8 protein-coding genes are annotated in these 14,998 nt (G+C 58.2%); all 8 read right to left on the bottom strand.

Features of this window, described 5'->3' with window-relative positions:
- Positions 1 to 5 precede the first annotated feature (5 nt).
- Positions 6 to 881 carry a carbohydrate ABC transporter permease gene (locus ACP26L_RS10550; RefSeq protein ID WP_426452480.1) on the bottom strand — a complete coding sequence of 292 codons (876 nt, stop codon included), beginning with the start codon at positions 879 to 881 and terminating at the stop codon, positions 6 to 8.
- 22 nt (positions 882 to 903) lie between these two features.
- On the bottom strand, positions 904 to 1,776 hold the full coding sequence (locus ACP26L_RS10545; RefSeq protein ID WP_426452479.1) for an ABC transporter permease: 873 nt from the start codon (positions 1,774 to 1,776) through the stop codon (positions 904 to 906).
- A 292-nt stretch (positions 1,777 to 2,068) separates the two neighbouring features.
- Positions 2,069 to 4,324, bottom strand: a complete 2,256-nt coding sequence (locus tag ACP26L_RS10540) for a helix-turn-helix domain-containing protein (RefSeq protein ID WP_426452478.1) — start codon at positions 4,322 to 4,324, stop codon at positions 2,069 to 2,071.
- 568 nt (positions 4,325 to 4,892) lie between these two features.
- Positions 4,893 to 6,446, bottom strand: coding sequence for an ABC transporter substrate-binding protein (locus ACP26L_RS10535; protein ID WP_426452477.1), 1,554 nt, complete (start codon positions 6,444 to 6,446; stop codon positions 4,893 to 4,895).
- A 130-nt stretch (positions 6,447 to 6,576) separates the two neighbouring features.
- Positions 6,577 to 7,458 carry a carbohydrate ABC transporter permease gene (locus ACP26L_RS10530; RefSeq protein ID WP_426452476.1) on the bottom strand — a complete coding sequence of 294 codons (882 nt, stop codon included), beginning with the start codon at positions 7,456 to 7,458 and terminating at the stop codon, positions 6,577 to 6,579.
- Between the two features lie 31 nt (positions 7,459 to 7,489).
- Complete coding sequence (locus tag ACP26L_RS10525) at positions 7,490 to 8,473, bottom strand: ABC transporter permease (RefSeq protein WP_426452475.1); 984 nt, start codon at positions 8,471 to 8,473, stop codon at positions 7,490 to 7,492.
- A gap of 142 nt (positions 8,474 to 8,615) precedes the next feature.
- Entirely contained in the window at positions 8,616 to 10,967 is a 2,352-nt protein-coding gene (locus ACP26L_RS10520) for an AraC family transcriptional regulator (protein ID WP_426452474.1), read from the bottom strand.
- 404 nt (positions 10,968 to 11,371) lie between these two features.
- Positions 11,372 to 14,863, bottom strand: coding sequence for a hypothetical protein (locus ACP26L_RS10515; RefSeq protein ID WP_426452473.1), 3,492 nt, complete (start codon positions 14,861 to 14,863; stop codon positions 11,372 to 11,374).
- Between the last annotated feature and the right edge of the window lie 135 nt (positions 14,864 to 14,998).

Genomic DNA, 14,998 nt, shown 5'->3' with positions numbered 1-14,998 from the left:
ATCCCTCACCCTTTCACGGAGCCGATCATCACCCCCTTCACGAAATACTTTTGAATAAAGGGATATACGATGAGCATGGGAACGATGAGTACGATGATCCCCGCGGCCTTGATTCCTTCCTCCACAACATGAACCTGATCGTCCGGCTGGACGAGCATGCCCTGCTGCAGCACGCTCTGACTCTGAATCATCTGCTGAACCAGCACCGATACATTCTGCATCGTGGAGTCATTGATGTAGATCAGCATGCTGAAAAACACATTCCAGTAGGCCACGCCGTAGAACAGGGACAAGGTCGCAAGGACCGGCATCGAGACGGGCAGCAGTACCTGTACGAGCAGACGAACCTCTCCGCAGCCATCCATCCTCGCCGCCTCCTCCATCTCGATTGGAAGCTGCTCGAAATACGTGCGCAGGATGAGCATGTTGTAGGTGCTGACCAGACCGGGCAGCCAGATCGCCCAATAGGAATCGATCAGGCCCAGGCTCTGGACCACCAGGTACGTAGGAATGAGGCCGCCCGAGAAGATCATCGTGAAGATCATGGCCAGGGTCAGTCCCCTTCGGGCATAGAAGAAGGGGCGCGATAACGGATACGCGGCGAGCAGGGTTGTGAGCATGCTCAGCGCCGTTCCGGTGACTGTGATGACGGTACTGTTCCGGAAAGCTTGGAGGATCGACGTGCCGCTCGCCAGCAGCTTATACGTCTCCAGGCTGAAGTCCACCGGCCACAAGGTCACCCGGCCCGTCTGGATAGCTTCCGAACCGCTGAAGGAAAGCGCTGTCAGATGCAGGAGCGGAAACAGGGACGAGCAGGCCAGCACAGCCAGCAGTACATAGTTGACGGCATAGAACACTTTTTCTCCGGGTGATGCACGCATAGGAATCCTCCTCCACTTCTGATTAAAATAACCCTCTGCCATAGCGTCTTGCGGCTCCGTTCACGATCAGCAGCAGCAGGAACGATACGCAGGATTCGAACAGCCCCATCGCGGATGTCAAACTGAACTGGGCTCCCTGCAGGCCTACCCGGTAAATGTAAGTGGAGATGACATCCGCCACATCCTTAACCGCCCCGTTCGACAGGATGAACACCTGCTCGAAGCCCACCTCCATCACCCGTCCCATCGAGAGAATGAGCAGCAGAATCATGGTCGGTGCGATCCCGGGAAGCGTAATGTGCTTGATCTGCTGCCATTTGCCTGCGCCGTCGATGTTCGCCGACTCGTACAATGCAGGGTCTATGGCCGCCATCGCCGCGAGATAGATGATGGCGTTGAAGCCCATGTCCTTCCACACGCCGGCCCCGATGAACAGGGTCACCCACGATCCCGGATTGTACAGGAAGGGGTAGGGCTCACCGAGCAGGCCGGATAACCACTTGTTGAGCGAGCCTTCGATGCCGAACACCGTGATCACCATGCCGCCCACGATAATCCACGAGAAAAAATGAGGCAGATACACCAGCGTCTGGGTGAGCTTCTTGAACCACATCCGTTTCACTTCATTGAACATAACGGCCAGCGCAATGGGAAACGGAAAGGCGACGACAATCTGCAGTACACTCAGCAGCAGCGTGTTCCTGATGATGCGGACCGTGCTGTAGTTATGAAACAGCTTCTCAAAGTTGTCCCAGCCGACCCAGGGGCTTCGCAGCACGCCGTCATATAAGTTGTAATCCTTGAATGCAATGATGATGCCGGCCATGGGGACGTATTTAAAAATCAGGTAGTACAGAACAACGGGCGTGAACATGATCAGCAGCGGGAGGTTCATCTTGAATCTCCGGCGGATGAGCCGCCTTTTTGGGGCAAGTGCTCGGGCATCTCCTGCTGCATCTGTTGGAATGCTGTTCATGGGGATCTCACTCTCCTGCGCTTGGTGAGTCCACTATATCCTCTACGGACGGACGCCATCCATCGCTCATTTTCCCGGAATCAACCGAATTCCCGGCAGAGGAAAAAGGACCGCGCAGACTCCGTGCGCGGCCCCTCCTTCCGCAGCAGGCAGCTCCATCAACAAAAGGGAGCGCATCAACAAAAAGGAGCACATCAACAAAAGGGGAGTGTCAGCCCTTGACCTGCTCCTGCCTGCGATAATCGCCGGGTGTCAGACCCGTCAGCTTCTTGAAGGAGCGTATAAAGGTATTGGGATGCAGGTAGCCGACCCTCCCCGTAATGTCCTGGACCGACTCACCGGTAGAGGAGAGCAGCTCCTTGGCCCGCTCCACCCGAATCTTCGAAAGCTGCTCCGTAAAGTTGATGCCGAGCTCCTCCTTGAACAACCGGCTGACGGTCTTGACATGCACCCCGAACGTGTCACCCAGATGCTGGAGCGATAAATCCGGGTTGGCATAGTGCTCCTCGAGATAGACTTTCATGTCCTGTACGAGCCGGAAGCTCCCCTTGTCCGCCCGAAGCTCCGCCATGCTCTGCGCCAGGCTGGCAAGGATGCCGCGCAGCTCCCGCTCCAGCTCCTCCAGCGTCTCCCATTGATCCACTGCCTGCTCCAGCCGGATCAACCCTTCCTGCAGCCATCCCCCGCTTAGCTCAGGCGGCAGATTCGCCAGCTCCTTCTGGAGGAAAAACACCATGCAGCCTGCCAGGCTGCTCACCTCTTCCCTGGAGTAAAAGCCGCCTCGGATGTCGCTGAACATGCGGTCATACCTGCCCTCCCAGCTGCCATCCCCCGCTCGAAAGGCCATCGCCAGCTCCCGGACGGACTGCAGGGGATTGCCCGGCTTCAGCCTGGAGACCGCGTCCAGCTGCCAGTAGCCCGCGACCGGTTCCGTTCCCAGGGAAGGCATGTAAGCCAGAGCCTCCAACGCCTCCGCGTACGATTCATGCACCTGGTCCGCCGTCCCCACCCAGGTTCCGATGCCGATGGATACCGTGAAGTGCAGATGGTCCTGCACCCAGCGGATCAGCTCATCAGCGAGCCCCTTGATCCGTGCTTCATGAACGGAGCCCTCCCGCCCGGAGGGAGGCAGCCTATGAACCGCCGCCAGCTGCTCGCTGCCCGTCCACTCCGCCCAGATCCCCGTTTCTGCCAGTTCTGCGGTTTCCTTCATGACACCGGACAGCACGAATTTGAGCAGGTTCTGATCCCGGTGGGAATACGTATGGATGAAGGTGGAATACCTGTTGATCTTGATGACGCTTACAACAAAGGAACCGGACTCGTACGGCAGCTTCAGACTGCGCATCTCCTCCTGCCATTCCTCCGGCTGCAGCGTCCGTTCCCCCTCCAGCCACGCGTGAAAGAAGGTTTTTCTTCGGTAGATCAGGTTTTCCTCGTGCTGCTTCTGGTAGTCCCCGGCCTGCTCCAGCAGATGCTCGAGGGCGGATTGAATGAACTTGAACTCATCGTGTCCATCCTTGCGGAACAGCTCCGCACTCTTCTTCTCCGTGTACTGCTGAATCCGGTCGACTATGGACTGTACCGGCCGCATATTACGCCTGGATACGAAGACGATGCCCAGCACGCCCAGCAGGCAAAAGCCAAGCAGGATCAAGATCGAATATTTCGAGAGTGCAGACACAACCCGGAACAGATGCCCATGGGCGACCCCGCTCCGAATGCTCCAGCCGAGATAGTCCGAGGCCGTAGTGGATTGAACAAAGGAGCTGTCATCCGCGTTGGAGTAAATCAGGCTCCCCCCTCTGTCGTAGAGCGACACCTGCTGGTTCTCCAGCGAGCCTGTCATGGACTGCACGAGCCGGGCTACCGACTCGGTTCTGACGTTCACCACGATAACCCCATCGGTGCCCGTGAAGAGAGGCGTATACCGGACGAGGGACAGCAGCTCCCGCGGCTCCTGCTCTGTGAACCCCCGGCGGATCTCCATCCACGGCCGGTTCAGACTTGGCTGGGCCAGCGCTTCCATAATAATTCCCTTGTCGCTGAACTCCTCCAGGGGCGTGACCGATAACGGAGTGAGTACCGTGCCATCATAAGTGCGGTACAAGTAAATGGATTCGATGAGCGGCATAGCCGTCATCATATTCTTCAGCTTCACACCCGGCATGACCGAGGAGTAGAACCGCTCTTCCCTCAGTCCTTTCTTGAAAAAATCCATCATCGTATCATCCGCCGCGATTTCATTGGAGACCAGATTATCGATAAGCTGCAGTTCATTCTCCAGCGATTGCAGCAGCTGACCGGCGAAGATCCGGTTCGATTCGGCCGCTGTTCGCTGCGACACGTCATTAAAGGCCATGAGCAAGCTGAACATCAGCAGGGGAATAAGGAGCAAAAAGATTAGGATATAGGAGAGCGTCCACCGGTGAAACCAAGTTCTTGCCAAAGGTAAGGATGCCTTCAAATTCCACCCTCCTGTCCATGCAAGCGGTTTAATTCTACAACGATATACATTCTCTGGAATATGCTGACATTCCTTCCCCCTATGCATTGCATTGCAGATCTGTCCTTCAACGTCAGCCGGCGGACCCCCGGGACATCACCGTCCTGGGTCTGCCGGCTGACGAAGGAAACTTGCATGGGCCCCGCAATGACCCCTGGGTCATCGCCTGCATATACTGAGTCTGGAAATGATCCACAAAACATCATGTCGCGGAGATTGTCGTGGCACGAATCCCCAGTCTCTTTGAAGGCCGGAGGCAAATCTTTATTCATAGAGTAACGGGCGGCGGCCGCCGCGGTCGTGCAACGATCATTTACGGCGACTCTAGGGATGGCGGAAGATGTTCCCTGAGGAAGGCTGTCGTACGGGTCAGGGACGTGGATGTGGTTGGCTAAGGCCCCGATGCGTCGGCTGCGTCCGTATTAGGACTATTCCGAAAACGTCAAAAACGCCCCACTAGGCTCGAGACCTGGTGAGGCGTTTTTTCACATCCCGCGTTCCTTGATTGGTCTGTCTGTCAGCCGTGCCCCTATTTGCCTCCCTTATCGAGGTAAGCCTGAATCTGCTTCTGCAGCTCGGCACGCAGTTTATCCAGCCCGAGCGGCTTCAACTCTGCATTCAGCTTGGTAAACTGGGCTTCCCAGTCCTGGAACTGTCCTGTCTTGAGCTGCTGGACGAACGGCTCGGTCTTCGAGGCGATATTGGCGAATTCGCCCTTCACATTCGTGTTGTCAAAGGTAAACCTGGCGAGGACCGGGGCGTAATACGTGTCCGGCTTCGCCGAATATTCGTAGTACTTCTTCGCCGTTTCGTCGAGGTCCGCGTTCAGCCGGATCATAGACGGGTTCCAAGTCAGCTCATACCCGGGGAAGCTATAGTTCTTGGACTCACCGAGCAGCTTGATCCCCGTGTCGCCGACCGCTTCCCAGTGCTTGCCGGCAATGCCGTGCTCGAAGAGATCATGATTCTCCCGGGAGGCGAACAGCCAGTCAAAGAATTTCATGGTCCGGTCGATATGCTCGGAGGTAACCGGAATGGCAACCGAGTTGTTGGATCTATAGTTTGTGGCGATGCTCTGCGGCTTCATCTCCCGCACATCCTTGCGGAAGACGAAGAATTCCAGATCCGCCCCGGGCAGCGTCTCCTTCAGCTTCTTCCGCTCCGCCGCATAGGAAGAGATCGTGCCGTAATACGAGGCGGCTTTGCCGGACATGAAGTAAGCTCCGTGGTCCTTCTGGCTCAGCACATCCTTCTCCAGATACTTGCGCCACTCGGCCCACTTATCATACTGCGGGAAGGCGGTTTTCATTGTATTGTACGGGGCCGGAAGCTTCGCCCACTCCGACGCGGGATCTCCCGCAATCACGATGTTCTTGACGGTCTTCAAATCATCCGACAAGTGCACGAAGGAGCTGATTCCGTTAATCAGCATCGGCTTCACGGTCTTCATCACAGGCTCGTCGCTGGCCCAGATATCCTGATAGCCGCTGACCCCTTTCAAGGCGAGAGGCGTCATCCCCTTCTCTTCCGCCAGCACCCGGTCGTAGAACTTCTTCAGATCCGCATAGGAGCTGATCGGGGCCATACCGTATTTCTCCCGCAGGTCCTTGCGGAGATAGATGACCTGGATATCGAAGAAATATTGGGTGAACGGGATTGTATAGATATGGCCGTCATCACGCCGGTTCGCGTCGACGAACTCCGGCGGGAACGCTTTCTTTAATCCCGGGTATGCATCGTTGTTATAGTACTTGTCGAGCAGGGCATAGGCTCCCTGGGGGATGAGCTCCTTGAGGTTCATGAACTCCGCATCGAACACGAAGTCCATCTCTTCCCCGGCGGCCATCATCAGCTTGACCTTCTGTTTATGGTCGCTGATCGGATTCCATTCGAAGCTCAGCTTCGTGTTCAACGTATCCCGGGTCCGCTTCTCAAACTCCTCCAGGACGAGCGGCAGGTCCTTCGGCTGGTCGCCGAACAGCATCCCCTTCAGGGTGACGGGCTCCAGGTCCTTCCCGGAGCCTGCCCCTCCCGGGTCGTCGCTGCCGCAGGCTGCCGTGGTTCCGAGAAGCGCCGCAGCCATTACGGCTGTTATTAGACGTTTTGCTGTTATTAGACGTTTTGCTGTTATTAGACGTTTTGCTTTCATCGATGTTTCCTCCCTTTTGTTCCCCGGCTTGGTTGTGATCCCGGATTCTATATTGATTGGCAGATCAGCCCTTAACTGCGCCGACCATCAAGCCCTTCACAAAATACCTCTGAAGAAACGGATACAGGAGCACGATCGGACCGATCGTTACAACGGTGGTAGCCAGACGTACCGTAATTGCCGGCGGAATGAAATTCGGAATCATAACGTCAGCCGCAATCTGGTTCACATAATCGAGGTTGTTCATGATCCGCTGGATGAGGTACTGCAGCGGGAATTTATCGGGATCGCTGATATAGAGCAGTGCGTCGAACCACTTGTTCCAATAGCCGAGCGCGTAGAACAATCCTACGGTGGCCAGGGCCGGCAGCGACACGGGCAGAATGATGCGGAACAGAATATAGGCATCGTTCGCTCCGTCGATCTTCGCGGATTCCGCCAGCGATTCATCGATAGAGGCGAAGAAGTTGCGCAGCAGGAACATATTCCACGCGCTGATCAGCCCGGGGATGATCAAGACCCAGATGGAGTTCTTCATGCCGAGATACTTCGAGATCAGCAGATAATTCGCCACGAGACCTCCGTGGAACAGCATCGTGAAGTAGGCATAGAAGGCGATGGCGTTACGGTACTTCACTGTCTTGACGGAGATCGCATAGGCCATGGCGCTTGTGAAGATCATCGAGAGCGCCGTACCGGCCACCGTGACGAAGGTCGTTACGCCGTAGGCTTTGTAGATCGTATGGTCCTGGAAGATCAGCTTGTAAGCTTCAAGGCTGAATTCGACCGGGAACAGGGTGTACCCGTCCCTCAGGATCGTGGATTCAGTCGTGAACGAGGAAGATACGACGGCGGCAATCGGCACAATGCAGTAGAGCGAGAACACGGTCAGTATGAGATAAAACGAGAGCTTGAGCAGCTTGTCTGGGACGCTTTCCCGGATCATGGACAGGCTCCTTTCCTAGTTTCATTTGGTCTTAAAATATAGCCGATTCCGGCGCGGTCTTCTTCGCGATATAGTTCACGGTCAGCACCAGCACGAATCCGATGAAGGACTGCAGGAATCCTATTGCGGCCGACATGCTCATATCGCCCAGGTCCATCAGTGCACGGAAAACGTAGGTGTCGATGACGTCGGTAGTCGGGTACAGCGCGGGATTTCTCCCGATAATGGCATAGATCAGGCCGAAATCCCCGTTGAAGATGCCGCCGACCGCCAGAATGGTCAGCAGGATTACCGTCGGCTTCAGCAGCGGCAGCGTAATATAGCGGATCTTCTGCCAGCGGCTGGCGCCGTCCATGGAGGCCGATTCATAGATGTCGGGGTTCATCCCCGCAATCGTCGCCATATAGATGATCGCCCCGAAGCCGGCGCCGTGCCAGATCTTCAGCAGGACCAGGATCGCCGGCCAATACTGCGGCGAGGACAGGAAAGCAATCGGCTGCACGCCGAGCATCCCCAGGAACTGGTTAATGAAGCCCCCCTCCGTCGCCACGAAAGCGGTCATGAACATGGCCACAACCGTCCAGGAGAGGAAGTGCGGGAAGATCATCACGGACTGCGAGATCTTCTTGAACCACCGGCCTCCCAGCTCCGTGACCATGATGGCGATCGCCACCGATGCCAGAGTGCCGAAGGCGATGAACAGGATGTTCAAGAAGACCGTATTCGTGACGATCTTCACCCAGTCATTCGAACGGAAGAAGAATTCGAAGTTCTTGAGGCCGACGAATTCGCTTCCCGTAATGCCTTTGACCGCCTTGAAATCCTGAAAGGCAATCACAATCCCGCCCATCGGCAGGTAGCAGAAGATCAAGAACCAGATCATCCCCGGCAGGGCCAAGGCGTACATGAATTTGTTGCGCAGCAGTTCATAGAAGAAGGCTCCCAGGGCTCCGCGCTGCTTTCCCGAGAGCTTTCCCCGCAGAACCTCGGGCTGATTCATGATCGTATCGCTCATTTCCATCCTCCTTCATTTTGTCTTCGCTTGGCTTCTGTGTATGAGGCTAGATTAGAGGGAAACGGCACACTCCGAAAGTACGGAATCGGACAAAGACACTGTTTTTTCATCCCCCAGGTACTATAAAATCCGGTCAAACCCTTCAATTGCTGCCGATGGCCTCATCCGGACGGTCTGCCTCGTGGGATTTACGGAAATGATCCGGCGTTTTGCCGCTGTATTTCTTGAAGGAGACGTAGAAGTAATTGGTGTTCTCGAAGCCCACCATCTCCCCGATCCGGTTCGCCGGATATTCGGTTCGAAGCAGCAGCTCCTTGGCCTTCTCGAAGCGGTATTCGCTGAGGTACACGTTAATGGATACGCCGACGATCTCCTTGAACACGCGCCTCATGTAGTTCGTCGACAGCCCGCCAACCTCCACCAGCGACTCTACGGTGAGACCCGCGTCCCTGTAATGCTCATGGATGTAATCCTTGATCTTGTCCACGAGCAGCTTGTTCTTCTGCGAGGAATCCCGGTCCCTCTGCGCCACCGCCTTGCCGCACAGCTCCAGGTACCACTCCCGGATCTCCTCCAGGGTCTCCCACTGGTACAGCCGCTGGCCCAGATGGCCGATGCCGAGCCGGAATTCTTCGCCCGCCCCGCCCATGACGGCCGCCGTCCGCGCGGTGGAGACGAGCAGCTGGGTCAGAAGCAGCATGATCTCGTCATAAGAGGTCCGGCTGAGCATGGTCGTATATTCTTCCACTGCCTTGCGGGTCTTGTCCAGGTCGCCGAGCTTGACGCTGTCGACTACCTGCTTCTCCAGTACCGACGCGTGCCCGCCCGGCAGCGGCTCACGCGCAGCCTCGAAGCCGGCGGGAACCAGGCATCCCCTGCCAAGTACCAGCCGGTAGCGGGATGCACTGTATGCGCAGGCCCAAGCGCCCGGAATCTGCGGGAGCTCCTCTGCCGTTGTGCCCATCGCGGCAGAGACGCTGAGCTTCAGATATTGGGCTGCACTCTGACGAATGCGGGTGAGCAGGTCCGCGAGCTCCTCCTCCCTTTGTACTTCCACCTCAGCGCATATCTGGGGGATGATCAGCGTGACAGCATCCCCCTCCTCTTCGAAGGCGGTCACTCCCCACGCGCTGCCGCCAACTTCCTCCGCAATATTGCACAGGGCATATTTCAGGAGGGAAATGTCGGCCGCACTATAAGAAGCGCCCAGCTGGCCGTAATCGTCCAGACGAAGCAGGCAGACCTGCAGCGGCCCATCCCCCAGCTCCATTCCGGCTTCCTTGAGTTTACGGGCCATCTCGGCCGCGTCCGACCAGCCGCCGGCCGTTAGCAGCCGGAGGGCTTCCCTGCGTCTTGCGGACTGGTAGCCCGCCGAGCGGACCTGCAGATCCTGCACCTTGTTCTCGAGATAGTGGAAGGCGCCGGAGAGCAGATCGAATTCCGAGCGGTGAGGCCGCTCTCTCTCCTCCGCCTGCACACTCCTCACGCTTGTGATCAGCCGGTGAATCGGGCTGTAGATCATCCGGGTGAAGAAGGCTGCAGACGCCAGCACGATCAGGAGGAGGATGGCCGTCACCCCCAGAATATCGTTTTTGATTCCGTTCACTTTGCCGAGCAGCGTCTCGTAGTTGATCAATCCGATGAAGGTCCAGCTGAGGCTGTCCGACTTGATATAGAAAGCGCGGTGCTCCTTCCCGTCCAAGGTCAGCTCCAACGTCCCTTTGGACGTTCGGCTCTTCAGGATGTCTTGGACATAAGACTGATCCGACAGGCTGCTGTTGATCTGCGTGCTGTCCGAATGCGACACGACGGTCCCCTGCCGGTTGATGATCATCGACTGGAACGACCGGTTCCCCGTTCCGTTCATCACCATATCCTGCAGCACGCGCTGATCGAGGTTCAGGACCATAGCCCCGTTCGTCACCCGGTCCTCTCTCATATTCAGATACACGATGGAGATCAGATGATGATCATAGGCTTTGCCGTCAAGCTTGAAGACCGCATGCCGCGGAAGGAAGATGCCCGCACGGAAGGGCTCGGTGCTCTCGAGCAGCTTCAGCAGATCCCGGTCGTAGAACTCGTCAAACGGCCGGGCGGTGGACAGGGAGGAGAAGACAAGCTTCTCCTGGAAGTTGAACAGATACACCGAATGCACGAGCGGATTCGAGCTCGCCGTCTCGTAGAGCTTGCTCCCGATGCGCCCCATCTCCTGCGTGCTGTAATCCGTGCTGTAGAAGGCCGGCTGAATCTCCGTGCTGGCGAACACGCCGGCAAAATGCTTATAGGTTGAACTCAGGAGCAGGCTTGCCGTGTTGTACGACTGCTGTATGGCCCGGTCCGTAGAGGAGTTGATCTCCGCCGTCAGGTTCTCGGACACCTTGGTGGTGACGATGATCGTGAGTGCGCCGATGACCAGCAGACCGACGAAGAGATAGGACAGGATAATACGGATCAAGAGTGGTTTGTTCAGCATGAATGCTTTGATTCGCTGCATTAGCGGCCCTCCAGTGCATAATGGCTTCCTTTGTAGCTTCGCAGCTTGGCTTTTGGGGATGCCCCCTCCTTCACTCGAGCGGTAACGAGAGCTCTCGATGACTACTTTCCGATAAGTCAAAAAAGGACCTTTGGGGGTCCCTGCCGGAGCTGCCTATTCGTTGGATGCGGTTACAATTCGTAGTAAAAACAGCATACCATAGGATGGTGTGCTGTTTTTTTAGAGGGATATGCGGATTTTTAAGGGCTGCGGCGGGCAGGACATCCAAGATCGGATATCCTGCCTTCCCTGCTCTTTCAGGCGAGTATGAGGCCGCAGCATGTATGAAACCACGGAAGACACGGCTGTTGGGACTGAGAGGAGGACGCATCCCGGCTGAGCTGCAGGGTCAGCAGGGGCCGTCCCTATCCTAGGTCTGGGCGGCCATCCCGCTGACCTGCGGCGCAGCCGGACGCTTCCTCCCGGATGGTCTTCCCGCCTCCCATCTCACGGATTCGGAGGCCGATGTCCTCCCCGTTCCCGTCCAGCCCCCGGATGGAGAACTCCTGAATCCGGCCGTCCGTAAGCGTGACGAGGATGCGGTCCGCTGAGGGCGCTTCCGCCGACCGGATGGCCGTCGCTCCTTCATGCGGCTCGATAATCGACACGAAGCAGGCTTCCTTCCCCGTGGCGCGGATGCTGACCGTCTTCCTCCTCGCCGGATCATGGCCTGCCGGGTAGTCGCCGCCAAGCGAGGCTTCGAACGCAGCGGCGTTCAGCCCCGACAGGTCGAACACGGCCACGGCCGGCTGCTGAGGGTTGAGCGGCTCGAACGGCAGCGCCTGCGAATAAGGCACGCCCGACAGGTGAACAGGACCTCCGTAGTAATCGGTCCCGGCTGCGGTGCCCTGATCTACGTTCTCGTAACGGGCAGGAAGCTCGGTCACCGGGACGCGCCGGCCATCTTCCAGAATCACGGCAGGGTCTCCCCAGAAGAGCGTCTTCTTGGCCGCCCGGTCGACACTGACGCGAAGCTGCAGCTCGTTGATCCCCTGCAGGGGGACGTTGATCTGCCGCTTGCCCAGAATCCAGGCCCCAAAGCGGCCCTCGGATAGAACCTCCCCATCGCCTGATACTTCGTAGGCGACCCGCTTGTTCACCTGATCGGCCTCCGGGTACCATCCCGTCATGATCTCCTGCCGAGGCGGCCACAGGGAGCGTAGGTGCAGCTTCATCGGTCCCTCTTCGTTGTACAGGATATGCCGGCCGCCCGCGTCATCTCTCCGTATATCGTACTCATGGGCGAATCGGATAAGGGCCGGGCCCCCGCAGCCGTACCAGTCGCAATCTGTTACGAATTGACCCGCTCCATAAGGATCTTCGTTCATCTGCCCGGTGTGCCTGAGATGCTGCAGCTGCGGCGCTTCAAGCCCCTCGAAGCCCTGATAATGGTGCAGCGAGTCGAAGACATGCTCCTCTTCTCCCCGCAGGTAATCGGCCACGAGGACATAATCGTCCGTCACGGCTACGAGCCTCCGCTGCAGCACAGGCTCGGAGTACTCGCCGGTATCTCCCTGTACCCTTGGGATCGCGGGCACTGGCATGTCCCGCCCCTCTATCCACCCTCTCTCCTGCGGGAACGTCTCCGGGTAAGGCGTCTGGCCGCCATAAGGCGGGTCCATCCACCGCGCGGTCGTCTCCACGGCGCAGGCCTGCAGCATGGCTCCGCTGTGGAACAGCAGCCGTTTCGATGCTGCCGGCTCCTGCATGCGCTGATCGACCACGACCATATTGTGGGACAGGGACGCCTGCACCCACATTTTGAACATGAACGATCCATATCCGTACCAAGAAGCCAGCGGACCATAAGCATTCCTGCCATATCGCGTTAGCGCCGTCAGTCCCGTCCGGTCAAAATGTCCGTGATACCCCCCATGCGAGCCGTATTTGACCACCGCCGCCAGCTGATCTTCCGGCCCCGCCCCTTCCTTACGGGACCGCAGGATAGCCAGACCGACATTGTCGGCATAGGCCGAAGCTTCATCATGAACCTCTGCCGGCTCCGGCAGCTCGCCCACACCGTACACGAGATCACGCCGGTAGGCTTCCCGCAGCACGGAGGCATAGGCCGGATCCCGCCATACATGGTAAGCAAGGTCGTACCACCGGATCGTATCCTTCGCCGTGGAATCGTTCGTTCCGAAGAGAATCCCGCGGTGATCGATGAAAGGCAGCATCGCGTCCCAAATATCCTTCACGGTTCGGTAGTTCCGGGTAACCGGCCCATGCTTCGCGAAGGACATGCCGAGGAACGGCTTATCCGCCGACTCCGTCCAAGGGGACAGCATGGCATTACTCCGGTACGAGGGCCGAACCCGCAGATCCTTCAGTCCGAGACCCCAGGGCTCGCAGGCCTGCACCAGCCTTGTGAACATATCTGCGAAGAGGATGACATAGTTGCTCGCCCCTTCAAAATACCAGCCGTCATCCATGATGCCCGTGCCCACCATATCCTTGAAGCCGCCCGGTCCGTCGAGAAAGCGCCGCACCCAGTACATATCCTGGATGGCCAGCGCGCAGAGGAACGCCCCGGCCATGCCGCCCGAAGGGATGTTGTTCGTGTCCCCGTCGGTGATCATCCAATCCGCCTTCTCGATATACAATTGGAACGCGGCCTCGATCCTGAGGTGATCCCCCTCCGAGAAAGCGCCGGAGTCATACAGGAGGTCGTAGCAGGAGGCGGCATCCAGCATGAACTCGCCTTCGTGGATCAATCCCCCGCCGCATACCTTCGGCCCCCTCGGCGTGCGCACCCCGAGCTCTTCGGCAGCCGCGTAGATATGAAAATACGGCGACTCCGTCGCCGGGTACCCATGCTGCGGATCGGCAAACCGCTTCAGCAGCAGAGCGGCTTTATCCCGGTAGGCGGTTCGGCCGGTCAGCTTCCAGGCCACGGCCGCAGCATGCAGGTTGAACCGTTCCGCGAGTTCGAACGCATACGGCCCGCCCGCTCCCCGGGCTCCGGGAACCACCCATTCCTCCGCCCGCCGGACGTAAGCCTCCAGCTCTCTCCGCGCCCACTCGTACTTCTCCAGGTTACGGCGCACCTTAGTCCAGCCGGCTTCGGTATGGATGATATACGGATGGGGCAGCGTCCTGACCGTGTACAGCTTCAGCTCCCGGGCCCGGCTGGAGTCTCCGTTCGGCACGGCGAAGATGCGGTGCTCCTCGTACCCGCCCGGCGCGATGCCTTCGTGCACCTCTGCCGCAAAGCTTACGATGCCCGACTCCCCCGGCCCCAAGAGCAGCATGCCCGTCTCCAGCTCCGTCTTCATGGACTCGTACCCGTAAGCTGCTGTGCCGAGCACGACGGCTTGAGGCTCCTGCGACTGGTTGCTCACGGTGAGATCGTACCGCGCGGTTTCACCAGGCTCCGCGGATCCGGATCGGCGATCGGCATGCAGCCGCAGGCCTCCCTTGGCTTGGAGCCGGATACGGCGGATCGGCAGGGTGTCCGCTGCTTGTTCTCCGCCCGTATACCTCACCGTCAAGCCGACCTTGGCGATCAGCCGCCAGAAGGCCGGCGCCGCCCGCATGGCGTCGAACCGCTCGAAGGCGGCTTCGACCGGGGTCCAGCCTCCCCCTGTGACGGCGAGTACGGCTGTCGTCACCGGAATATATTCGGGCCGGCCGATGTGCAGCGGGTAAACGTTCACCGTCAGCTCCACCGTCGCGCCTTCCGGCGGCAGCCGGAGTTCGAGCGCCAGTGCCTCCCAGTCCCTCCAGTCCTCCGGATGCTCATATTGGAATACGGCTTCCGCTCCGGGCACAATAGCGGCACTGGGGCCTTCTGCGCCTTCTCCCTGTTCCGTAATGCTGAGCCCGTTCCAGGCACGGGGATCCGTTATGCGTATCATGGGTTCGATCGTCCCCTCCTCGTCGTTGAGTTGAATAGAGTTGAGATGAACACCATGGTACACGTTCCAATCCGACATGGGTACATTGATCATAGGAGATTTCTTTAATCCCCAACAATCCCCAACAATCCCCAA

It is taken from the genome of Paenibacillus sp. S-38, from assembly GCF_049942825.1.
Taxonomy (GTDB): domain Bacteria; phylum Bacillota; class Bacilli; order Paenibacillales; family NBRC-103111; genus Paenibacillus_G.
This window is presented reverse-complemented; position numbering and strand designations above follow the sequence as displayed.

Excerpts from the sequence above, each read along its gene's own strand:
- ACP26L_RS10550 (WP_426452480.1), bottom strand. The coding sequence starts at position 881 with ATGCGTGCATCACCCGGAGAAAAAGTGTTCTATGCCGTCAACTATGTA.
- ACP26L_RS10545 (WP_426452479.1), bottom strand. The coding sequence starts at position 1,776 with ATGAACCTCCCGCTGCTGATCATGTTCACGCCCGTTGTTCTGTACTAC.
- ACP26L_RS10535 (WP_426452477.1), bottom strand. The coding sequence starts at position 6,446 with ATGGCTGCGGCGCTTCTCGGAACCACGGCAGCCTGCGGCAGCGACGAC.
- ACP26L_RS10530 (WP_426452476.1), bottom strand. The coding sequence starts at position 7,458 with ATGATCCGGGAAAGCGTCCCAGACAAGCTGCTCAAGCTCTCGTTTTAT.
- ACP26L_RS10525 (WP_426452475.1), bottom strand. The coding sequence starts at position 8,473 with ATGAGCGATACGATCATGAATCAGCCCGAGGTTCTGCGGGGAAAGCTC.
- ACP26L_RS10520 (WP_426452474.1), bottom strand. The coding sequence starts at position 10,967 with ATGCAGCGAATCAAAGCATTCATGCTGAACAAACCACTCTTGATCCGT.
- ACP26L_RS10515 (WP_426452473.1), bottom strand. The coding sequence starts at position 14,863 with ATGATACGCATAACGGATCCCCGTGCCTGGAACGGGCTCAGCATTACG.